This is a genomic window from Streptomyces sp. NPDC054863 (assembly GCF_053610825.1).
Genome location: NZ_JBSGZD010000017.1, coordinates 1 through 21,482, shown reverse-complemented (window position 1 = coordinate 21,482; position 21,482 = coordinate 1). Strand labels below are relative to the sequence as shown.

General features: G+C 71.0%; 22 protein-coding genes. 9 read left to right on the top strand and 13 right to left on the bottom strand.

The window, feature by feature from the left end:
* Positions 1–26 precede the first annotated feature (26 nt).
* On the top strand, positions 27–521 hold the full coding sequence (locus ACWGIG_RS05910; RefSeq protein WP_453320292.1) for a GNAT family N-acetyltransferase: 495 nt from the start codon (positions 27–29) through the stop codon (positions 519–521).
* 125 nt (positions 522–646) lie between these two features.
* On the opposite strand, the gene ACWGIG_RS05905 is transcribed toward ACWGIG_RS05910, so the two are convergent.
* Both ACWGIG_RS05905 and ACWGIG_RS05900 read right to left on the bottom strand, forming a co-directional pair.
* Complete coding sequence (locus ACWGIG_RS05905; RefSeq protein WP_453320291.1) at positions 647–850, bottom strand: DUF397 domain-containing protein; 204 nt, start codon at positions 848–850, stop codon at positions 647–649.
* Entirely contained in the window at positions 847–1,731 is an 885-nt protein-coding gene (locus ACWGIG_RS05900; protein WP_453320290.1) for a helix-turn-helix domain-containing protein, read from the bottom strand. The genes ACWGIG_RS05905 and ACWGIG_RS05900 overlap by 4 nt, the downstream gene beginning before the upstream one ends.
* 194 nt (positions 1,732–1,925) lie before the next feature.
* Between ACWGIG_RS05900 and ACWGIG_RS05895 the strand changes: the two genes are divergently transcribed.
* Positions 1,926–2,603 (top strand): ATP-binding protein, encoded by a 678-nt coding sequence (locus ACWGIG_RS05895; protein ID WP_453320289.1) that lies wholly within the window; start codon positions 1,926–1,928, stop codon positions 2,601–2,603.
* On the opposite strand, the gene ACWGIG_RS05890 is transcribed toward ACWGIG_RS05895, so the two are convergent.
* Complete coding sequence (locus ACWGIG_RS05890; protein WP_453320288.1) at positions 2,567–3,229, bottom strand: response regulator; 663 nt, start codon at positions 3,227–3,229, stop codon at positions 2,567–2,569. The genes ACWGIG_RS05895 and ACWGIG_RS05890 overlap by 37 nt on opposite strands.
* A complete protein-coding gene (locus tag ACWGIG_RS05885) occupies positions 3,226–4,353 on the bottom strand; it encodes a sensor histidine kinase (RefSeq protein ID WP_453320287.1) in 1,128 nt (375 codons plus the stop codon). The genes ACWGIG_RS05890 and ACWGIG_RS05885 overlap by 4 nt, the downstream gene beginning before the upstream one ends.
* A 315-nt stretch (positions 4,354–4,668) precedes the next feature.
* On the opposite strand from ACWGIG_RS05885, the gene ACWGIG_RS05880 reads away from it, so the two are divergent.
* A complete protein-coding gene (locus ACWGIG_RS05880) occupies positions 4,669–5,055 on the top strand; it encodes a DUF6223 family protein (protein WP_453320286.1) in 387 nt (128 codons plus the stop codon).
* 55 nt (positions 5,056–5,110) lie between these two features.
* Here ACWGIG_RS05880 and ACWGIG_RS05875 read toward each other — a convergent pair whose 3' ends face one another.
* The 5 genes from ACWGIG_RS05875 to ACWGIG_RS05855 all read right to left on the bottom strand — a co-directional run bounded on the left by ACWGIG_RS05875 (position 5,111) and on the right by ACWGIG_RS05855 (position 12,091).
* Complete coding sequence (locus ACWGIG_RS05875) at positions 5,111–7,627, bottom strand: Hsp70 family protein (protein WP_453320285.1); 2,517 nt, start codon at positions 7,625–7,627, stop codon at positions 5,111–5,113.
* Between the two features lie 97 nt (positions 7,628–7,724).
* Entirely contained in the window at positions 7,725–8,348 is a 624-nt protein-coding gene (gene grpE / locus ACWGIG_RS05870; RefSeq protein ID WP_453320284.1) for a nucleotide exchange factor GrpE, read from the bottom strand.
* Positions 8,345–8,722 carry a hypothetical protein gene (locus ACWGIG_RS05865; protein ID WP_453320283.1) on the bottom strand — a complete coding sequence of 126 codons (378 nt, stop codon included), beginning with the start codon at positions 8,720–8,722 and terminating at the stop codon, positions 8,345–8,347. The genes grpE and ACWGIG_RS05865 overlap by 4 nt, the downstream gene beginning before the upstream one ends.
* The gene (locus ACWGIG_RS05860; RefSeq protein WP_453320282.1) at positions 8,722–11,340 is read right to left on the bottom strand and encodes a hypothetical protein; all 2,619 of its coding nucleotides are present in this window, start codon (positions 11,338–11,340) and stop codon (positions 8,722–8,724) included. Before ACWGIG_RS05860 ends, ACWGIG_RS05865 begins: the two co-directional genes overlap by 1 nt.
* A gap of 277 nt (positions 11,341–11,617) precedes the next feature.
* Positions 11,618–12,091 carry an SRPBCC domain-containing protein gene (locus ACWGIG_RS05855; RefSeq protein ID WP_453320281.1) on the bottom strand — a complete coding sequence of 158 codons (474 nt, stop codon included), beginning with the start codon at positions 12,089–12,091 and terminating at the stop codon, positions 11,618–11,620.
* Positions 12,092–12,212: 121 nt separating this feature from the next.
* Between ACWGIG_RS05855 and ACWGIG_RS05850 the strand changes: the two genes are divergently transcribed.
* Together ACWGIG_RS05850 and ACWGIG_RS05845 are read left to right on the top strand one after the other, a co-directional pair.
* Complete coding sequence (locus ACWGIG_RS05850) at positions 12,213–12,821, top strand: GNAT family N-acetyltransferase (protein WP_453320280.1); 609 nt, start codon at positions 12,213–12,215, stop codon at positions 12,819–12,821.
* Between the two features lie 242 nt (positions 12,822–13,063).
* The gene (locus ACWGIG_RS05845; RefSeq protein ID WP_453320279.1) at positions 13,064–14,095 is read left to right on the top strand and encodes an SIS domain-containing protein; all 1,032 of its coding nucleotides are present in this window, start codon (positions 13,064–13,066) and stop codon (positions 14,093–14,095) included.
* On the opposite strand, the gene ACWGIG_RS05840 is transcribed toward ACWGIG_RS05845, so the two are convergent.
* Together ACWGIG_RS05840 and ACWGIG_RS05835 are read right to left on the bottom strand one after the other, a co-directional pair.
* Positions 14,084–15,190 (bottom strand): sensor histidine kinase, encoded by a 1,107-nt coding sequence (locus ACWGIG_RS05840; protein ID WP_453320278.1) that lies wholly within the window; start codon positions 15,188–15,190, stop codon positions 14,084–14,086. The genes ACWGIG_RS05845 and ACWGIG_RS05840 overlap by 12 nt on opposite strands.
* 10 nt (positions 15,191–15,200) lie before the next feature.
* Positions 15,201–15,926, bottom strand: coding sequence for a response regulator transcription factor (locus tag ACWGIG_RS05835; protein WP_453320277.1), 726 nt, complete (start codon positions 15,924–15,926; stop codon positions 15,201–15,203).
* An 87-nt stretch (positions 15,927–16,013) separates the two neighbouring features.
* On the opposite strand from ACWGIG_RS05835, the gene ACWGIG_RS05830 reads away from it, so the two are divergent.
* On the top strand, positions 16,014–16,655 hold the full coding sequence (locus ACWGIG_RS05830; RefSeq protein ID WP_453320276.1) for a M15 family metallopeptidase: 642 nt from the start codon (positions 16,014–16,016) through the stop codon (positions 16,653–16,655).
* A gap of 77 nt (positions 16,656–16,732) precedes the next feature.
* Complete coding sequence (locus tag ACWGIG_RS05825) at positions 16,733–17,800, top strand: endonuclease/exonuclease/phosphatase family protein (RefSeq protein WP_453320319.1); 1,068 nt, start codon at positions 16,733–16,735, stop codon at positions 17,798–17,800.
* Between the two features lie 96 nt (positions 17,801–17,896).
* Here the strand turns inward: ACWGIG_RS05825 and ACWGIG_RS05820 are convergent, their stop codons facing one another.
* On the bottom strand, positions 17,897–18,298 hold the full coding sequence (locus ACWGIG_RS05820; protein ID WP_453320275.1) for a RidA family protein: 402 nt from the start codon (positions 18,296–18,298) through the stop codon (positions 17,897–17,899).
* Positions 18,299–18,426: 128 nt separating this feature from the next.
* On the opposite strand from ACWGIG_RS05820, the gene ACWGIG_RS05815 reads away from it, so the two are divergent.
* Positions 18,427–19,401, top strand: a complete 975-nt coding sequence (locus tag ACWGIG_RS05815; protein ID WP_453320274.1) for a helix-turn-helix transcriptional regulator — start codon at positions 18,427–18,429, stop codon at positions 19,399–19,401.
* 29 nt (positions 19,402–19,430) lie between these two features.
* On the opposite strand, the gene ACWGIG_RS05810 is transcribed toward ACWGIG_RS05815, so the two are convergent.
* Positions 19,431–20,495 (bottom strand): aldo/keto reductase, encoded by a 1,065-nt coding sequence (locus tag ACWGIG_RS05810; protein ID WP_453320273.1) that lies wholly within the window; start codon positions 20,493–20,495, stop codon positions 19,431–19,433.
* A gap of 165 nt (positions 20,496–20,660) precedes the next feature.
* Between ACWGIG_RS05810 and ACWGIG_RS05805 the strand changes: the two genes are divergently transcribed.
* Positions 20,661–21,482: helix-turn-helix domain-containing protein (locus ACWGIG_RS05805; RefSeq protein ID WP_453320272.1), on the top strand; the 822-nt coding region annotated here is incomplete at its 3' end.

The window sequence follows — 21,482 nt, the reverse complement described above, 5'->3', positions numbered from 1 at the left end:
GATCTCGATTCCGACGCGGAGGCATGATGACTGACGACGTGGCCGGGGACGTCTCGTTGCGACCCCTGACCGAGGACGACATTCCGGCGCTCTTCGAGATCCAGCTCGACGAGGCCGCCCAGCGGCTTGCGGCCTTCACCGATCCCAGGACCGCCCGCGACGCCGACGCCTTCCGGCAGAAGTACCGGAAGATCCTGGCCGACGACGCGATCGTGCACCGGGTCATCGAGATACACGGTGAGGTCGTCGGCAGCGTGGCCACCTTCCCGATGGAGGGCGACACGGAGCTCACCTACTGGATCCGCAAGGACTGGTGGGGCCGGGGCGTGGCCACCGCGACCGTCGCGGCGCTGCTCGACGAGGTGACGGAGCGGCCGATCCACGCCCGGGTGGTGGAGGACAACCCCGGCTCCGTCCGGGTGCTGGAACGCACCGGGTTCGTGCGCGTCGGCAGCGAGGACTCGTTCGCGCCCGGCCGCCTGGCCACCGTCACCGAGCTGATCTTCAAACTGGCCGACTGACCACAGGCCCTGCTGCTGGGGGTCGTGGCCGGAGTGCGCTGGGCGACGGGCGGCTGAGAGGGGGCGGGCGCTCCGGTACTCCGGTGCCGGGAGTGGCCGCCCCTTGTCGCGTCGTGGTGCGGGGTTCAGCTGAGGTGGGTGAGGAAGGCCTGCCAGGCGGCGTGCGGGAAGGTGAGCACCGGGCCGTCGGGGCGTTTGCTGTCGCGGACGGGGGTGAGGTGGGGGATGTTGGCGGCGATCTCGACGCACTCGTTGTTTCCGCCGCTGTACGAGCTGGTGCGCCACCTCGCGCCCGAGAGGTCCAGCGTGCTGTGGCGTCCGCTGTTCATGGTCTGGTCTCCTTGGCGCTGCGGTGGATGAGAGTGCGGGTTTCCACCGGGGAGAGAGCCGACATACCGGCATTGTCGAACAGGTCCTGGTAGCGCGCGACTTCCGCCTCTCGCTCCAGCCAGACCGAGCCGGACGGGTTGTCCACCAGCACGACGTCGAGCGCCCCCTCCTCGGGAAAACCCATCAGTACGTATGGGCCGAACATACTCGCATGAGCTCCGCGGGAGAACGGCAGGACCTGGAGGGTCACGTTGGGCAGCTCGGAAATCGTGAGCAGGTGGTGGAGCTGGGCCTTCATCACCTGTGGTCCGCCGACCTGTTGGAGGAGGACGGCTTCGGAGAGGACGGCCCACATGCGCAGGGGCGATTCGCCGGTGAGTCGTTCCTGGCGGGCGATCCGCACCTCGGCGAACTTGTCCACCTCTTCCGCCGTGTCCCACGAGCCCGAGGCGATCGTGACGGCGCGGATGTAGTCCGGGGTCTGGAGGAGGCCGGGCACCAACTGTGCCTGGAAGGAGCGGATCGAGTCGGCGGTGTCCTCCAGGGCGATGTAGTCGCGGTAGGTGTCGGCGAGTACCGACGCGTACTGGTTCCACCACCCTTCCCTGCGCCGCCGGTTTGCCTTGCGGGCGAGGGTGCTCAGGCGGTTACGCAGCTCAGGGCTGGTCACTTCGTAGGCGAGCAGCATCGCCGCGAGGTCGGGTAGCCGGACCGCGACCCGGCCGTTCTCGATCCGGCTGATCTTGCCCTTCGTGCAGTCGAGAGCTTCGGCGGCCTGGTTCGTCGTCATGCCCGCTGCCTCCCTCAACCTGCGAAGTTCATCGCCGAGTTGGCGGCCGAGGACGGTTGACGGGTTCGGCGTGGTGCTCTTCGGCAGCATGTTCACACGTTTAGCAGAACGGGCCGCCCCATGTACCGCGATTAACTCGAAAGGTGGAACATTGGGGTGATGCTCGTTGGCAACGTTGCAGACTCGCATGGTCTGCGTGCACTCTGCTGGCACGGAGACTGGGACTCAACTGGCCCTCGGGGCAACGGGGTTCCGGCAATGACTTCAACCCCCAGGGGGCCGTCATGACAGAGCGAGCCGTACCGAACGAGACGATCTTCCACTTGTCCCGTAGCCCCCAAAGCGTGCCGCGTGCGCGTGCCACCCTGCGGGCCGTGCTCAACGACTGGCTCGTCGACGAACAAGGGCTGGAATGCGCCGAGTTGGTGGTCTCCGAGCTGGTGACCAATGCCGTACGGGTGCCGGTGCCGCGTGGGCGGCTCGTGGAGGTGCGGGCCCTCTACACCCCCGCCGCCGACCTGCTCGCGCTGGAGGTGAGCGACGCGGGGGACGGCGTGCCCGAGGTTCGCGTACCGGAGGACGACGGGACCAGTGGGCGTGGGCTGCTGCTCGTACAGGCGTTGGCCGAGAGGTGGGGCGTACGGAAACGGGCGGGTGGTGTCGGCAAGACGGTCTGGGCCGAGATGAGCGTGGGGCGGTCGAGCGTGCCGGTGATCGTGGACCCCACGGTCGCGGCGATCACCGTGCGGCCCGGTCAGGCCGTACGGGTGTGGGGGACCTGGCGCACGGTCCGCAGCGTGCGGTTCGCCTCGGACGGGCGGGCCGTCGTACTCGGCCTGGACGAAGGGCCCGTGCTGCGCCTGCGCGCGTCGGAGCCGTTGACCGTACGGGGTGCCGTAGGAGCCGGCCGACAAGCTGCGCGGGGTCAGGAGCTGCGCGGCGTCACCAGGCCGGATTCGTAGGCGAGGACCACGAGTTGGGCGCGGTCGCGGGCGTGGAGCTTGGTCATGGCGCGGTTGAGGTGGGTCTTGGCGGTCAGCGGGCTGATGACCATGCGGGCGGCGATCTCGTCGTTGGACAGGCCCCGGGCGGCGAGGGCGACCGCCTCGCGTTCGCGACCGGTCAGTTCCGCCAGGCCGTCGCCGGCGCGGGTGGTGGGCGGCTCGGTGACGTACCGGTCGATGAGCTTGCGGGTGATCGCGGGCGCGAGCAGGGCGTCACCGCGGGCGGCGACGCGCACGGAGTGCAGGAAGTCCTCCGGGACGATGTCCTTGACGAGGAACCCGGCGGCACCGGCACGCAGCGCGTCCAGGACGTACTCGTCCATGCCGTAGTTGGTCAGCACGACGACGTGCACGTCGGCCAGGGCCGGGTCCGCGGCGATGCGCCGGGTTGCTTCGATGCCGTCCATGACGGGCATCTGGATGTCGATGAGCACGACGTCGGGCCGCTGTTGTCTGACGAGCGCCAGGCCCTCCTCGCCGTCGGCGGCCTCGCCCACCACCTCGATGTCGTCTTCGAGGGCGAGCAGCGCGCGGAAGCCGCTGCGCAGGAGCGGCTGGTCGTCGACCAGCAGGACCCTGATCACGACGCCCCGTTCGTGGGGAGTTCGGCCCGGACGCTGAAGCCGCCCGCACCACGCGGCTCGGTGCGCAGCCGGCCGCCCAGGGCGGTGACGCGTTCGTGCATGCCGAGCAGCCCGAGGCCGGGTGTCGGCGCGGAGTCCGGCCTGGCCTTTCCGTTGTCCTCGACTCGGATGGCGAGGGCGCCCGGCCGGTGGCCGATCAGCACCGAGGCGGTGGTGGCGGCGGAGTGCCGGGAGACGTTGGTGAGCGACTCCTGAACGATCCGGTAAGCGGTACGGCCCACCGCGGCCGGCACGGCGTGCGGATGCCCTTCGATCGTCAGCGTCGTCTCCAGGGCGGTCGTCCGGAACCCCTTCACCAGGTGGGGAATGTGGTCGAGCCCGTGCGGCGGCGTGAGGTCGTCGTCGCGCAGTGCCTCCAGGGTCGCGCGCAGTTCCCGGCTCGCCTCCCGGCCGGCCTCCTGGATCGCCAACAGGGCCTCCGGCACCTGCTCGCCCCGCCGCCGGGCCACATGGACGGCGACCTCGGACTGCACCTTGACGACCGAGATCTGGTGGGTGAGCGAGTCGTGCAACTCCCGCGCGATGCGCAGCCGTTCCTCGTCCGCCCGCCGTCGCGCGGTCTCCTCGCGGGTGCGCTCGGCCTCGTCCGCCCGCCGCTCGGCCTGCCGCACCGCCTCCCCGGTGGCGAAGGCGGCGATCAGCCAGGCGATCTCCAGGGTGGTCCTGGCCTGCGTCACAACCTCGCGCGCGGGATCGCCGGGGAAGAGCACGGCGGCGAGGTGGAGCCCGGCCAGCAGGCCAAGGGACGCGGCCACTGCGACGGCACGGTGCCCGGCGCGTACGGCGCTGTACACCGCGACCAGGAAGGAGACGGCGAGCACCTCGAACCCCGCCGCCTGGTAACCCACTGCGGACAGCCCCGCGACGGCCAGCACTACGAGCGGAGCCCGGCGGCGCGCGGCCAGCGCCAGCGCGCCGACCGCCAGCAGCGCCGAGCCGAGCGCCTCGCTGCCCCCGGAGGGGTGCGGCCCGGACAGCCCGGTGACCAGCAGCAGCGCGGCCACACCCACGGCGATCGCCCCGTCGGTGACCACGGCCGGAAAAGCGAACCGCCCTGTGTCCATGGGTGCACCGTAGCCGGATGCGGTCGCGGGCGAGTCCGGCTCAGGAACGAGCGGCCGACTACCGCGTGTGCGGTACCCGCGCGCGGTCTGCCGCATCCGCAGTACCCGGATGCCGCACCGGCGGCAGGGGAAAGTGCCTGCGCCCGCGGGACGACCTGCGGGGAGGCCGGGGCGCATCCTCAAGGCGCATCAGAGCTCGGATTCAGCGACCGCGATGAGATGTACGACCGCGATGAGATGTACGACCGCGATGAGAAGTACGACAGCGATGAGAAGTACGACAGCGATGAGAAGTACGAGAGGTAGGAGAGCGCGATGAGTGCTTCAGCAGTGATGACGGCGGCTGCCGAGGGCGGGATCATCGGCGACGGGCGGACGGGGGCCAACCTGGCCCTCGGCGCAGGGCTGCTCGCCCTGGTGATCGGCCGGCTGGCCCTGTCCCGTGCCGGTGGTCGGGCCCTGTCCCGCCCCGGTGGCCGGATCAGCACCGGCGGCGCGCGCACCGGTGGCAAGGCGGCCATCGGCACGGGCGCGGTCGCCACGGTCCTTGCCGTGCTGCACCTGGCCACCTCCAGCGGAGGCCCCGGTACCGGCAACGGGCTCGTCGGTGCCGTCGTGGCCGTCCCCCTGGGGCTGGGCGGCCTGCTCCTCGGCAGCCGGGCGCTGACCCGCCTGCGCCCCACCGTCCGGCCGGGCGGATGACCCACTCACCGCCGTGCGCCCGCCCGGCCGTTGATGCCCTCGGGGGCCCGCCCGGTCAGCCGTTGATGCCCTCCGGGCGGATCGTCTGGCGCTCGGGGGCGTCCTGCTGCTGGAGCTCTCGGGCGGCTTCCTTGTGCAGGTCGACCATTTTGGAGGTCGCCGCGTCCCGAGCGGCCGTGTTCCCCGATTCGGCCGCTTCCTTGAGGAGGTTGCCCACCTGGAGGATGCGGCGGCCCAGCGCCGAGGAGACGCGGCCCTGGGAGGCGGACGCGAGAGCCGACACGGTGCGGTAGAGGTCGTCGCCGAGCTGCTCCTTGAGGGCGATGACTTCCTCGGCGATGGTGTGGGCCACCTGAAGATCTCCCTCCTTCCGCGCCGCGCGGATGTCCGCGTTGTTGTTCCGCATGGTGGCGAGGTCCTCCGCGGACATGAGGTGCGGGACGTAGCGCGGGTAGAGGGCGGAGAGCGCGGAGGCCCAGCGGACCGAATCCTGCTGCTCGCGGCGGCGCCTCGCGTCGTCGAGCAGGTGGTCCAGGGTGCCGCTGGTGCTGCCTCCGGCGAGCAGCGCACGCAGTTTCTGCTCGGTCTCCTCCAGTTGCAGGACCTCCGCCTGTTCGAGGTCGTGCTGCCAGTTGGCGAGGTAAGTGACGTAGTCCCGGTGCACGTTGAGCACGCGGCTGCGGAACTTGCTCGTCAGCGGATTCCGGTTGAGCGTGACCGCGTGCCAGTCGGCATTGTCGATGCGGAATTCGAGGTCGATGATGCGGTCGCTGTTCAGCCTCGCCCGGATCACCAGCGACCGGGTGCCCGCGATGTCCTCCTCGATCTCGTACGTATGACTCGCACAGAGGTCGTTGAGGTGGGCGGGCTGGAGGTCGCCCTCGCGGAGCAGGATCTCCAGCATGTCGCCCTTGTGGCCGGTGAGCTGGAACTCCTTGACATGCCAGTCGGTGGGATAGGACTCTCCCGCCTCGACCAGGACCCGGAGGGTGCCGTCCTTCTGCTGGATGCCGAAGGGAAGCGCCGTCACCTCAAGAGGAGTGGACACGGCGAACTCCCTGTCGCAGTGGGAGCAGGCGCTGAGCCCCGCGGAGTTCACCATTCCGCAGCCCGGGCACTTCAGTCCTGCGAACCCGGGGAGGGGCTCCTCGCACAGCGTGCACAGCATCGCCGCGGCAGGATTCTCCTCGCCGCAGTGGGAACACTCCACCACCGTCGCCCTCAGCGGCGGCGGAGCCAGCCCGGAGAGGTCCTCCGTACACACCGGGCAGACGGAGCTTCCCGCCGGCGCGGGGACGTGGCAGCCGGGGCAGTCGACCGTCGGCGCACCGATGAGCGGGGCCTCGCAGCCGTGGCAGGAGCCGGCGCCGATCGGAGAGACGACGTGACAGCCGGGACAGGTCAGCTCCTCCAGGAGGGCCGACTGCACCGCGGCGCCCAGAGCCACGCAGAACATCGGGTCGATGTCGGTACGCAGCCGCTCCTCCCCGAAGAGCGCCGCGAGCTTCTCCCGTACCAGGGGAATGGCGCTCGAACCACCGACGAGCAGCACCTGGGACACGTCCTCCGGCAGGTGATCGATGCGCGAGATCGCCTCGGTGGTGTGTCCGACGGTCTTCGCGATGTGCTCCGCGATCAGCTTCTCGAAGAACGGGCGGTCCACGTGCTGTTCCAGGGTCGCGCCGTCCATGCCGAGGGGCGAGACGGTGACGTCCGTGCCCGGCGCGCCCGAGAGCCGGATCTTGGCCTGCTCGGCCGCCCGGCGCAGCCTGATGTCGTCGCTGGGGGCGGGAACGTAGTCCTGGGGGGCCTGGGGGTTCTGGCCGGTGCTGGTGCGCCAGCGCTCCTTGAGGCTCCGGGCCAGCAGGTCGTCGAAGTCCGTGCCGCCCAGCAGGGTGTCACCGCCGAGGGCCATGACGTCCAGATAGCCTGGCGCGGTGTTCAGTACGGACACGTCGAAGGTGCCGCCACCGAGGTCGTACACGACGAAGGTCGCGGGAGCGGCGTCCTGGGGGCGGGTCAGACCGTGCGCGAGCGCGGCGGAGGTCGGCTCGACCAGGACGCGTACGACATGCAGACCAGCCAGCTCACCGGCCGCACGGGTGGCCGCGAGCTGGCGCTCGCCGAAGTAGGCGGGCGCGGTGATGACCGCCCGGTCGAAGACGACGCCCAGGCGGGCCTCGACGTCCGTCTTGAGCCGCCGGAGGATGATCGCGGAGATCTGGACGGGGGTGTAGTGGTGCGGGCCGAGCCGGACGAGGATCCCGCCGTCCCCGCCCTCACTGAGATGGGAGGCGGCGTCGCCCATCCGTCCGATCGCCTCCTGGACCGCGGCCTCGCCGAACTTCCTGCCCATGAAGCGCTTCACCGACGTGACGACCCGGGCGGAGTCCCGGTCCAGCCAGCGGAGCGCCTCCTGGCCCACCAGGAGACCGCCGTCCTCGGTGACCCCGACCGCGGACGGCATGCTGAACCGGTCATTCGCTACGGGGAGTACCTCCGGGGCGCCGTCCTTCATCCAGGCGACCACGGAGTTCGTGGTGCCGAGGTCGATTCCGAGGGTTCTGTGCACGGTGCGTGACTCCAGTTCTGCGGTGGGGGGTGGGTGGAGACGGGTGGCAGCGGGAGTGGAGGCCGGTGGCAGCGGGAGTGGAGGCGGGCGGAGGCTGTCAGGTGCGGCGGCGGGTGCGGCGTTTGTGCCGGGGGAGACGCCGGGGCTGACGCCGTGCGGATGCGGGTGCGGCGGCCGCAGGTGCGGGGGGCGTGGGAGCAGGGTCGGGATCGGGGTCGGCGCCTGGGACGGCGATCACGACCACGGCTTCGCGGAGCACCTCACGGTCCGCGTAGAAGCCGGTCACCCGCTCTTCGAGGACGGTGTCGGCAGGGACGGACGCCCGGGGCTCCTTGGCCACCACGCGGGAGATGCTCGGCACCGCCTTGCTCCCCACCAGGTCCATCGGCTCGACACCTGCGGCGAGGAGCTGCTGGCGCAGCACCCGGTGCGCGGCACCGATCTGCTCCTCGAAGAGGGCGGGCACGACCCGCGCAGGCTCCGTGCCGGTCCCGGCGGCACGCTGCACCGCGTCGGTCAGGATGTCGTCCACCGTCAGGAGACCTTCCAGGAGGCTCCGGAGAGTGCGCTCCGTCGCGGCCTTCCGGTTTTCGAGCGCCTGGGCGCGGAAGGTCAACTGCTTGATGCGGCGGGCCTGTTCGGACGAGCCCTCCGAAGGCGGGTGCTCCGAAGGCGGGTGCTCCGAAGGCGGGTGCTCGGAAGGAGAATCGGGCGTGGTCACGAATCGCTCCTGGGGAACGGGCCGAAGCGGTCGGCTTCGGGCAGTAGCGGGGGCAGGTCGGCCAGGAGTTCACGGGCCGCGTCGGACACCCGGCAGTTCAGCTCCTCCTCGGAGAGCGAGCCCAGCAGCGGGGTGAGCAGCGCGGCGCTCAGCCGGCCGCTCGGTCTGGAGAGGGCGTTCGCCGCCCGGGAGACGCTGCTGCGCCTGCCCGGGTCGGCCATCCCTTTCAGCCGCGCTGCTCTGACGGCCTTGGCGTCGGCTCCGAATTCCAGGCCGAGTACGTCGTAGGCGGTGGGGCCGAAAGCGGGCGAGCGGTTCGCCTCGGGTCGGTTTGCGTCGGGGCGGTTTGCGTCGGGCCGGGTCGTCTGTGCCATCACGAGCCTTCGGGAAAGTCGAGGTCGAAGAGTTTCTCCTGTACGGAAATCCGCAGCTTCCGGGCTGTCCGCGCATCCTGGTGGGCCCCCGTCCTGTCCCCCGCTCTCCGGCGGTGTTCCGCCCGCCGGTCGTGGGCGTCCGCCAGTACGGTGTGGAACCTTTCCGGGCTTTCCTCCGCGCCCGTGCAGCGTTCGCCGAGCGCGATGACGTCCTCGTACGCGTTTCGCCTCAGCAGGTGACCGGCGAGGAGGGCCAGCACCTCGGAGATTCCGGAGGTCTCCTCGATGGGCTGGTAGGAGATCGACAACCACAGCGTCTCCGCGTACGTGCGGACGCTGTCCTCGTCCGAGGGGTCGTACGGCGCCAGTGCCCGCCACAGTCCACGGGCCACGTCGGTCTCCGCATGCTCCCCGGAGAACCGTTCGTCGGGGTGCCCCTTCATGTATGCGGCGGCCTCCCTCATGCGGGAGAGCGCTTTGGCGCGGGCGCCTGCGCGGGCGTTGCGGAGAGAGTCCGTGTACAGGAGGTCGGCGAGGATCTGGGAGGATCCGCGCTCGGTTCGCTGCCCGGCGCTCTGCCCGGCTCCCTGGTCGGCCCCCCGCCCCGCCCCCCGCCCCGCCCCCCGCCCCGCCCCCCGCCCGACCCTGGCGAGTCCTTCGGCGGCCTGCCGGTCCTTCGGGGACAGTTCGCAGGCGCGCCGGTAGCGCCGTTCGGCCTCTTCCCGCTGGCCCGACTTCTCGGCCTGGTCGGCGAGACGGAGCGAGACCGCGGTCAGGTTGCGGAGCAACTCCTTGTGCCCCGGGGCGAGTTGGAGTGCTCGCTCCAGCAGTCCTGCCTGTGTGTTCGCCACCTTGACCCGGCCTCGTACGGTCGCTCCGGCTCCCACGGCGGCACGGCAAATGACGTCGGCGTACGGAGTGACGTCCTGTCCGGCCTCCTGCGCCTGCTCGAAGTCCTGGAGGGCCTCGGTCCAGCGTTTGCCCTTCGCGTACTCCTGGGCCCGGCGGACGAGGGCGGCGGCGAGGATCTCCAGGGCGGCGGACCGCCCCTCGTCGGACATTCTCGTGTCCGCTGCCGGGCGGGTGCGCCAGTCGGGGTGCGATTCCTCGACGGCGCTGATCACCTCCTGCCACCTGCCCTCCCTCAACAGGGTCGCCAACGCCGCCTCGGGGGCGAAGAGTTCGGCGAGCGAAGGTGTTTGCGAAGGCGTTTCCGTAGGCGTCCCGGGAGACGTCTCCAACCCGGCGAACGGCCCGGCGAGCGGGATGTTCTCCCGTACCTCCCTCATGCGCCGGGCCCAGTCCGCACTGATCGATGCGACCTCGTCGAGGTACGTCGGCCCGCAGAAGAACTCCGGCGCGGGCGCGGTGGGGGCGATCGCGGGAGGAAGTCCCGCCCAGCGGCTCGCGGCCTCGCACTCCACCCGCCACTTCAGCTCCAGCGACCGGGCGGGGGAGTGTCCCGCCGCACGGTCCTCGTCCTGGAGCAGCTGAGTGACGTGCGTACGCAGGGACTCGACGGCCGTCGCCCACACGCCGTCGTCGAATTCCTCCCGGCCCGCCTCCTCCAGGGATTTCCGGTGGGCGGGCGAGTGCAGTACGGCCGACCAGCAGGCCGTGGCCTGACGGGTGGTTGCCGCGCGGATGCCTGTCGTGAGGGGCTTTCCGGAAGCCAGCAGCCGGAGGGCGGCGACCCCGAGCCCGTGTGCCGCGCCGAGGTCGAACGGCCGGGACTGCCACAGCCGGAGCCAGGCGCCCCAGGCGAGCAGGTGCTCCTCATCGGCCGTGAGCCGGCGTGCCGCGCGTGCGGCGGCCTGCCGGTACAGCTCGGACACGCGCCCCGTGCCGTCCCGGGCGGTGAGGCGGCCGATGCGCTCCCACTCCGAGAGCCCGCCCCGGCCGAGCGCCTGGCGGAGGGCGAAGGCGAGCGCGTGCTGCCGGGAGAGGAACTGGGGGGCGGCCCGTCGCAAGTCCGGTGGGCCTTCGGTGCGTTCGCCGTCGCGGGTGCGTTTGCCGCTTTCGGTGCGTCTGCCGTCACCGGTGCTTTCGGCGGAACCGGCGCTTTCGGCGGGGGAACCGGCGCTTTCGGCGTCGCCGGGGCCGTCGAGCCCGTCGGCATCGTCCCCCGGCGCGAGGCTCCTCAGCAGGTCGCTCGCTGCCGAGGGGTCACGGCGACCCGACCAGGACCGCAGTACGCGTACGGCCTCCTCGGTCCGCCCGGCGAGAACGGCGGCGTGGGCGAGGTTGGTCAGCGCCCCGTTCAGACAGGGGACGCAACGCTGCACCCGGTGGCTGTTGCGTACGCCGTGGGCCGGGCAGAAGCCCTGTCCGCACTGGCCGCAGAGCGAGCCGGCCGGGCTGCCGCAGCCGCTCGTGGCACACGACTCCGCAGTGTGTAGGGCCACTTGCTGGTCCCGCGGGGCGAGCGAGCTGATGTACCAGTCGCAGCAGCGGTCCCAGTTCCTCGCCCGCGCGGCGAGCGTCGCGTGGAGGCCCGCGTGCGCGGCTGCGAGGTGCCCTGGTACCGGAATGCCTTGATCCAGCAGGCGCAAGTAGCCGACTGCCGCGGCGAAGTCCCCTTGTGCGTAAGCGGAAACGGCTCTCTCGAAGGCGCGCACGGCCGGATCGTAGTCGGGGCCGCTGCCCCGCCCAGCAGGATCACTGGAGTGCTGTGACGTCACTGTGCCCCCCAACACAGGCAACAAAAAAGTGCAGTTGAAGCACGCGAAGCATACGGCCTGACGTAGCACGGGAGTAGGGCCGATCTTTCATTCGGCCGCCCTCTCGAACGGTGATCGGCATGTCAGCGGTGTGCCTCATGGCCGAAGGCCTGTCCCACCAGGCCGTCGCGCGGCGCTTCTTCCTCAGCGACAGCGCCATCAGCGAATACACGACCTAGGGGATGTCCGCCTCGATGAGTCGGGCCAGGTTGGCCAGCGCCATGCGGGTGCCCATTTCGTTGTCGGCGGCGGACACACCCTTGGGGAGTCCTTCGTGCACCACGGTGACGTCCGTGCCGCCGCCGTCGGCCTCGGTGAGCGTGGTGGTCATCGTCATTGTGCCGCGCAGCGCGGGATCCGAGGTTTCGAACTCCAGCACCTCCACCACCTGCTCGTCCGGCACGAGCCTCGCGAAGTGACCGTGGTAAGTGTCCGTGTGCGAGCCCGACTTGCCGGTGCTGCCGGGCACGTCGTAGTCGTACGTGAGCGAGACGCGGAACCTCCCGCCCTCACGCGCGTCGAACGCGTGCACCGTACTGCTCATGCCGTCCGGCATCCGCCAGCGCGCGAGCGCCGCCGCGTCCAGCAGCGTCCGGTAGACAGCCGCGCGCGGGGCCCGCACGTGCTGGGAAACCTGAGTCGTGTGCATGAGCGCACGATAGGCCTCGGTGCCTTGCCGCAGCGATCGGCCGACGGCCACGGCCGGGACAGCGTCTCCAGCGTGTCAAAACGTGTTGGCCCGGGTTTCCGGCCAGTGCCAGGATGTCTCGGTGAACACGGAACAGAGCAAAAGGTCCCCCGTCGTGCGTCCCCTCGCCGACGCCGACGTTCCCACCGCGGTCGACACCCTCGCCCGCGCCTTCGCCGACTACCCCTACACGCGGCACGTGGTCGCGGCGGACGATCACGAGGGGCGGATCCGGCGGTTCCAGGAGCTGTGCCTGACCCGCATCGGCATGGTGTACGGCCGGGTCTGGGTCGCCGACGAGGGGCGTGCCGTGGCTGTCTGGGCCGTTCCGGGCCAGGATCCCTCACCCGCCTTCGCCGAGCTCGGGCCGCTCCTCGGCGAACTCAGCGGCGACCGGGCCGCCGCGTCCGCGTCCGCCGAAGAGGCCATGGCCCCGTATCGGCCCCAGGAGCCGGGATGGTTCCTGGAAACCGTGGGAACCGCCCCCGAGGCCCAGGGACAGGGCCTCGGCAGTGCGGTGCTGAGTCCCGGCGTCCAGGAGGCCGAGCGCACTGGGCATCCTGCGTTCCTGGAGACCTCCAGCGAGGCGAACGTGCGGTTCTACGAGCGCCTCGGCTTCAAGGTCACAGCCGATGTCCAGCTCCCCGGCGACGGCCCCCGCACGTGGTGCATGCGTAGGGACCCGCGCTGACGATTGCCGCCAAGGGACTCATGTGCTCATGGATCTTCTGGTCCCACTGATCGGGTGCATTCGGCCACAACTGCCCCTCAGGACAACGAAATCCGAAGATCTCAAAAGTCTTGACAGTGGAATCCGCAACTTCGCAGAATCAACGGACAGTTGATGCGAGGGCCGCCCTTCACCACCCGCGCTCCGAGCGTCGGCTGCGTCGCCACGGCCTGATGCCCGTCACCGCACCGCAGGAGCCGAACATGACCGCCACCCCCACCGCCCTGCTGCGCATGATCCACGCCCAGGCCGACGCCCTCGACCTGGTCGCCGACCAGGACGTGTCGGCCGCCGCCGCACGCCTCGGCGCCGCCCGCCGCGTCATCGTCGTCGGTACGGGAACCAGCCAGCACGCCGCCGAACTCGGCGCGCTCCTCCTCGAACAGGCCGGCCTCGACGCCCGCTGGCACTCCGGCGCGCACGCCGCCCGCTGGGCCGCCGCACCCCGCGAGGGCGACGTCCTGCTGGTCATCACGCACACCGCCGAGACCGCCTACGCCGTACGCGCCAGGTCCGCGGCCCTCGCCCTGGGCATCCCGGTGGTGTCCATCACCGGCCGGGGCAAGGGCTGGCCGGAGGCGGTGGAGACCGTGACCGCGGAGGAGTCCGAGACGTACACCGTCAGCTACACCTCGGCGCTGGGCGTGCTCGCCCGCCTGGCCCACCACCTGGGCGGCCCCGAAGGCTCGCCGGAGCAACTGCGCAGGACCGCCGAAGCGGTACGGGCCGTGTGCGCGGCCCCGGACCTCGAAGCGGTCCCCGTACCCGCCCGCATGCTCACCCTGATCGGCTGCGGCCCCTGGGGCGTCACCGCCCGCGAGGGCGCCCTGAAGGTCCGCGAGGCCGCCCGGATGCTCGCCGAGGGCTTCGAGTCCGACCGCTTCCTGCACGGTGCGGCCGTTCCCCTCACGGCGGCCGACGGGCTCCTCGTCCTCGAACCCTCTGCCGACGTGGACGGCCTGACCGCCGCCCTCGGCGAGGCCGCCGCCCGGGAATCCCTCCCGGTCACCACCCTCGCCGCCGCCCCCGGCGCCCCGGCCCTGCCGCCGGTGCTGGCTCAAATCCCCCTGACCGTACGGCTCCAGCTCCTGGCCGAGCGCTTCGCGGTGCTGCGCCACCAGGACCCGGACGTCGCGATCGTCGGCGCGTGGGCCGAGTCGGCCCTGTGGGCCACGGGCCTGCCGGACGCAGCGGAGCGGGCGGCGGGCGCGGCGTGCAGCGCGTCAGTTCGCTGATTTCTCACCACCGGTGTGCGGGGGCGCCGCGGGCAGTTCCACAGTGACGCGGATCCCGCCGGCAGGGCGCGGGGCGAGGGTGAGGGTTCCGTCGTGGGCGTGGGCGATGGTCTTGACGATGGCCAGGCCGAGGCCGACGCCCGCGTGGTCGGCGTGGATGCGTTCGGTGCCGCGCTGGAACGGTTCGGTGAGGGTCGAGACCAGCCGGGGGGTCAGCTTCTCGCCGGTGTTCTCGACGGTCAGCACCACGGTCTCGGGGCGGACGCCGGTGTGCACCCACACGGTGCCCCGTCCGGGCAGGTTGTGGACGATCGCGTTCTGTACGAGGTTCGTGGTCAGTTGCAGCAGGAGCGCGTGTGATCCGGTCGTGGGGGTGATGTCGCCGCGGGTCTCGATGGTGACGCCGTGCTTCTCCGCGAGGGGGAGGAGCGTTTCGGTGGCTTCTTCCGCCAGGAGGGACAGGTCGACGGGTTCCCGGGTGAAGGACCGTTGCCTGGCGCGGCTGAGCAGGAGCAGCGCTTCGGTGAGGTCGATCGCCCGGGTGTTGACGGTGTGGAGGCGGTCGATGACTTCGTCGGCGTCGTGGTGCGGATCGGTGCGGGCCACGTCGATGAGTGCCTTCGAGATCGCCAGCGGGGTGCGCAGCTCGTGAGAGGCGTTGGCCGCGAATCTCTGCTGTTCGGCGACGTGCGCTTCGAGCCGTTCGAGCATGCCGTCGAAGGCGTCGGCGAGTTCGCGGAACTCGTCCCTGCGGCCTTCCAGTTGGATTCGGTGGGAGAGCGCCCCGTTCGTGGCCATGCGGGTGGCGTGGGTGATGCGGGTCAGGGGGGCGAGCATGCGTCCGGCGAGCAGCCACCCTCCCACGAGGCCGAACACCAGCAGGAACGCCATGACCGCGGCGGCCCTCGGGGCGAAGACGTCCAGAAGGGCGGACCGGATGGGGAAAATGCCGTCGGGCCTGTCATCGGGGTCGTAGAGCATCGCACGGTCGGGGACGTAACTCAGGAGGAACACCCACACCGCCGCCATCAGCAGGGTGCCTGCCAGCATGAGGAACCCGGCGTAGCTGAGGGTGAGCTTGACGCGAACGCTCACACCGGGCCGCCTATCCACGGTCTCCGCCCGCATGGTTCCCGCCCGCACGGTCTCCTCCCTCGCGTCCGGTGCCGGGTGCCGTGTCGATGCGGTAGCCGACGCCCGGCACGGTGGCGATGATCCAGGGTTCGCCGAGCCGCTTGCGCAGTGCCGAGACGGTGATGCGTACGGCGTTGGTGAACGGGTCGGCGTTCTCGTCCCACGCGCGTTCCAGGAGGTCTTCGGCGCTGACGACACCTCCTTCGGCCGCGACGAGGACTTCGAGCACGGCGAACTGCTTCCTGGTCAGCGCCACGTAGCGGCCGTCCCGGTAGATCTCTCTGCGGAACGGGTCCAGCCGGAGGCCCGCGATCTCCCGCACGGGCGGCCTGTTGTGCGCGCGCCTGCGGTCGAGCGCTCTGAGCCTGAGCGCGAGCTCTCGGATCTCGAAGGGTTTGGTGAGGTAGTCGTCGGCGCCGAGTTCGAACCCGGAGGCCTTGTCGTCGAGACGGTCGGCTGCGGTGAGCATGAGGATCGGCATGCCGCTGCCGGAGGCGACGATGCTTCTGGCGATCTCGTCACCGGACGGTCCGGGGATGTCCCGGTCGAGGACGGCGATGTCGTACGCGTTGATGTCCAGCAGTTCCAGAGCGGCGTCGCCGTCCCCTGCGATGTCGGCCGCGATCGCTTCCCTGCGCAGGCCGTCGCGGACGGCTTCTGCCAGGTAGGGCTCGTCCTCGACGATCAGCACACGCATGGCGACAAGGTTACGAGCCACCGGATATCGTCCGCGTATCGAAAATCGCCTACGTGCAGGCAACACCGCCCTTCCTTGACTGGCGGTATGACTCGAACCCCGCCATCGGCACCCACCACGACCCGCCGGATCCACCGGATCCACCGGCTCCTGGCCGTCGGCCTGACAGCCGTCGTCGCCGCGATCACCGCGGCCTTCGGCCACCAGTCGCAGATCTTCTCGGGCTCCTCGGACACATCGCCGAGCGCCCGCCACAGTGAGCACCGTGGTGCGTCCGGCGAGGCCGCCGGTGCTGTACCCGACGGCGTGACGGTCTTCGACGACAAGATTCCGGCTGTGACCCGTCTCGATCCAGATTTACTCGCGGCCCTCCGCCGGGCCGCCACGGATGCCGCGGAAGACGGAGCCGAGTTCTACGTCAACAGCGGCTGGCGTTCCCCGGAGTACCAGGACCGGCTCCTTCGCGAGGCGGTCGCCAGGTACGGGTCCGAAGAGGAGGCCGCCCGATGGGTGGCCACCGCGTCGACGTCGCCGCACGTGTCGGGCGCCGCCGTCGACATCGGGCAGTCCGATGCGACGGCGTGGCTGTCCCGGCACGGCGCCGGGTACGGGCTGTGCCAGATCTACGGCAACGAGCCCTGGCACTACGAACTGCGCACCGATGCGATCGACCGCGGTTGTCCGCGCATGTACGCCGACGCCACCCAGGACCCGAGGATGCAGCAGTGAACGGCAGTACGGAAGCAGTGAACGGCACCAGTAGTAGCACCCGCACCAGCACCAGTAGCAGCGAGCGAGGACAGACGATGACGCGGGCGGACATGACGCAGGTGGACACGGCGGAGACCGGGCCGGACAAGGCTCTCGGCTCCGCTCAAGCAGCGGACGCCCCGCGCGGCTCCCGGCCGGGCCCCTGGAGACGCGGCCCGGTACTCGCGGCGCTCGCACTGCTGCTGGGCCTTTTCATGCTGCTGCACGCGAAGATCCCGAACCGGATCGGGAACCTCGGCAGCCTGGTGGAGACCGCCCTGCCGTGGTTCGGCCTGTTCGTCCCGGTGCTGCTGGCCGGGGCGCTGCGCCGCCGCTCCGCCACCGCGGTGGCCGCGCTGCTGCTGCCGGTCACGGTGTGGCTGAGCCTCTTCGGCGGGCTGCTCGGCGACAAGTCCCACCCGGGCGGCGACCTCACCGTGGCCAGTCACAACGTCGGCGCCGACAACCCCGACCCGGCAGGCACCGCCCGCGACCTGGCCGCCTCCGGTGCGGACGTACTGGCCCTGGAGGAGATCACCCCGCAGGCGAAGCCGCAGTACGAGAAGGAGCTGGCGAAGGCGTATCCGCACCACACGGTGCTCGGCACGGTCGGACTGTGGAGCAGGCTGCCGCTGTCGGACACCCGGCCGGTCGACATCAGGACGGACGTCGGACCACTGGGGGACGCCAAGTCGGCCGCGGCCAAACTGCCCGACAACCGGGCGCTGCGCACCACCGTGACCACCGCCCACGGGCCCCTCGCCGTGTACGTGGCCCACCTGGGGTCCGTACGGGTCAATCCCGGGGCGGGCTTCTGGACGGAGTCGCGGGACAGGAACGCGCAGGCGCTCGGCGAGGCCGTCGCCGCCGAGCGGAACGAGCGGGTGGTGGTGCTCGGCGATCTGAACGGCACCACGGACGACCGTGCCTTCGCCGGCCTCACCTCGCGGCTGCGTTCGGCCCAGGCGGCGGCGGGGGACGGCTTCGGGTTCACCTGGCCGGCGAAGTTCCCGGTGGCGCGGATCGACCAGATCCTGGTCCGCGGCGTGGAGCCGAAGAGCTCGTGGGTGCTGCCGGCCACCGGCAGCGATCATCTGCCGGTGGCCGCCGGGATCAGTTGGTGAACACCGCGCGAAGCCGGTGGCACCGAGCCCGCCCCACGCGTGCGAGCCCGCCTCCCTCGACTGCGAGCCCGCCTCACACGCGGCAGCGCGCTCACCTCACGCGACTGCGGTCCCCTCCAGCTCGACCAGTTGGCCCGGGATCGCCAGCCGTGCCACCCCGAGCATCGTGGAGGCCGGTGCCACCCCGGCGGCGCCCAGCCGTGCCGCCAGCACCCCGTAGTGCGGGAAGAGCAGGTCGACGTCGGTCGTGTAGACGTTGAGCCGGACGAGGTTCGCGAGGGACATGCCGGCCTCGCCGAGCACGGCCTCCAGGTTGGCGATGCTCAGTGCCAACTGCGCCGCCATGTCACCGTCGTGCTGGGGCTTGCCTTCGCCGTTCATCGCGGTCTGCCCCGAGACGTACAAGGTCCGGGTGTGACCGGAGACGAGCTCACCCTGGTTGAAGCCCATCTCCACGGACCACGTCACCGGGTTGACCGCTGTTCGTTCCACTGCCATGTCGGCTCCAGTCGATTCAGAGGGTGTACGGACGGCCTTCGGCCCGTGGCCGTCGGTCCGACGTCGTGTGGAAGAGCCTCGCAACAAATCACGACACCCTTGGTCATGTATTTCGATAGGGTTTTCGCATGCGTGCCGACAGGCTGGTTTCTCTGGTGCTCCTGCTGCGTCAGCGCGGTCGGCTGACCGCGGACACGCTCGCCCGGGAGCTGGAGGTTTCCACCCGTACCGTGCTGCGTGACATCGAGGCGCTGTCCGCGGCCGGGGTCCCGGTCTACGCCGAACGCGGCCGGCACGGCGGGTTCGCGCTGTCGCCCGGTTTCCGGACCGAGCTCATCGGTCTGAACCACGACGAGTCCCTTGCCCTGCTGACCGCCGGATCGGCGCGCGGCGAGCAGGTGTTCGGCCTCGGTCCGGCGCTCGTCTCGGCCATGCGCAAGGTGGTCGACGCGCTGCCCGAAAGCCACCGGAGCACCGCGAGCGACGCGGTCCGGAGATTTCTCGTCGACCCGGAGGCCGACCTGCTCTCGCGGCGGCCGGTCACTGACGAGGTGCCCGACGCCACCATGATCGAGGTCAGGCGCGCGGTGCTCGCCGGACAGAAGCTGCGCCTCCACTACGCGGCCACGGGCCAGACCGCACACTGGCGCACGGTGGACCCGATCGGCCTGGTCACCGTGCGCGACCGGGGCTATTTGCTGGCCACGAGATCCGGCGCGGACCGCACCTACCGGCTGTCGCGGATCCTGGCTGCCGAGGTGCTCCCGGAAAAGGCGGAGCGGCCCCACCAGGTCGATCTGGACCGGATCTGGCGGGAGCGCTCGGCGCGGTTCCTCTCCGGGGGCGACCACATCAACGTGCTGGTACGGATGAACCCGGCGCGGCGCGAGGAGCTGCTGAACACCGCGCTGGCCGTCCGCGCGGAAGAACCCGAAGCGGACGGCCGGCTGCGGCTGGAGGTGACCTTCCAGGACGCACGCCACGCCGAATGGGCGCTGTGGCAGCTCGGCACGGATGCGGAAGCCCTGACCCCGCAGTCGTTGCGCGCCTCCCTGCACGGCCGTGCCGCCGCGCTTGCCGCCCGTTACGGAGACTCGTCCTGAGAGGCTCGGCTGTCTGGGCGGCTCGGCTGTCAGCGGCGGGGTTCGACCACCATGTCGCCGCGGGTCAGCGCCCGGATCGAGCCGCGGGCGAGCATGTCGTGCGGGAAGCCGAGCCCGATCGCGCTCACCCCGTCGAGGCGGGCCAGTTGGGCGGCGGTGAGTTCGACCTCCAGGGCGCCCAGGTTGTCCTCCAACTGCGCGGGGGTGCGGGCGCCGATGACCGGTGCCGTCACGCCCGGGTTCCGGAGGATCCAGGCCAGAGCGACCTGGGCGGGCGTGCGGCCCAGCTCCGTGGCGACCTCCCGCACGACGTCCACGACGGCGAAGTTGCGTTCGGTGAGCGCGCCGCCCGCGACGGTGGTGCTCCTGCGGGTGCCGTCGCCGGCCGCGGCGTTCGGCGCGGTCACGTCGTCGCGGCTGTACTTGCCGGTGAGCACGCCGCCGGCCAGCGGCGACCACGGGATCACACCCAGCCCCATCTCGCGGGCCATGGGGATCAGGTCGCGTTCCCCGGTGCGTTCGATCAGGTGGTACTCGATCTGCAGCGCGACCAGCGGTGACCAGCCGCGCAGGTCGGCGATCGCCTGCATGCGCGACACCTGCCAGGCCGGGGAGTTGGAGATCGCCACGTACCGGACCTTGCCCTGCCGGACCAGGTCGTCCATGCCGCGCAGGATCTCCTCGACCGGCGTCGTGAAGTCCCACAGGTGCAGGTAGAGCAGATCGATGTAGTCCGTGTTCAGCTGCCGCAGGCTGGCTTCCACCGACGCGAACAGGCTCTTGCGGTGCGGGCCCCCGGAGTTCGGATCGCCGGGCCGCCGCAGCGTCGTGTACTTCGTCGCCAGCACCAGGCTCTCGCGGTTGTCGCGGGCGAACTCGCCCAGCAGGCGCTCGGAGCTGCCGTTGGTGTAGGTGCTGGCGGTGTCGATGAAGTTGCCGCCGCGCTCGACGTAGCGGTCGAACAGTTTGCGTGCCTCGTCCCGCTCGGCGCCCCAGCCCCATTCGGTGCCGAAGGTCGCCGCGCCCAGCGCCAGCGGTGAGACCCGCAGCCCGGAGCGGCCCAGCAGCCGGTAGGTGTCGAGAGTGAGCGACATCGTGTCCTCCTGTGCTTGTTGTCCGACGTCCGGTCCGACGTCCGGTCCGACGTCCGGTCCGACGTCTCGTCCGGCGTCGAGAACAAGTCTGGGACCGCAGCACGTGAGGGATAAGGGAGAGAAGTTCCTGGGAACACCAGTCCTACCCAGGCTGTTGGACCGATCATGACGACCCGCACCGTGGACCCGACACAGGAGCTGGCCGCGTTCCTGCGGACCCGTCGGGAGCGCCTGGACCCGCACGACTTCGGCCTGCCGTCGCGCCGCCAGGCCCGGCGGACCCCCGGACTGCGCCGCGAAGAGGTCGCCGAACTGGCAGGCGTCAGCACCGACTACGTCGTACGGCTGGAGCAGGGCCGCGGCCTGCGGCCCTCGGCGCAGGTGGTGGAGGCACTGGCCCGGGCGCTGCGCCTGGCCCCCGACGAACGCACCTACTTCTTCGACCTCGCCCGGCAGCGCCCCCGCCCCGCGGACGAGCCCGCCACCACCGCGCCGCCGCCACTGGCCCACCTGGTCGCCGACCTGTCGCCGCTGCCCGCCATGCTGATGAACCACCGCTACGACATCCTGGCCTGGAACGGCGAAATGGCGGCGCTGCTGGTGGATTTCGACACCCTGCCGCCGTCGCGGCGCAATGCGATGTGGCTGTGCCTGATGCACCCGGAAGTGCGCGAGCTGTACGTCGACCGCGACCGCGTCGTCCGGGAGGGGATCGCCCATCTGCGCGCCGCGTGGGCCGCGCATCCGGAGGACCGGGCGTTGAGCGACCTCATCGCCGAATGCACCACTGGTGACGAGCAGTTCGCGCGGCTGTGGGCCGAGCGGGACATCAAGGTCAACGGCCGTGGGCACAAGGTGCTGCGGCATCCTGTCGCCGGAGTGGTCGCAGTGGATTTCGAAGTGCTCGTGCCACTTCAGGATCCGGGCCAGCGGTTGGTGATCTACCGCGCCGCGGACGAGGAGAGCCGGTCGGCAATGGACCGGCTC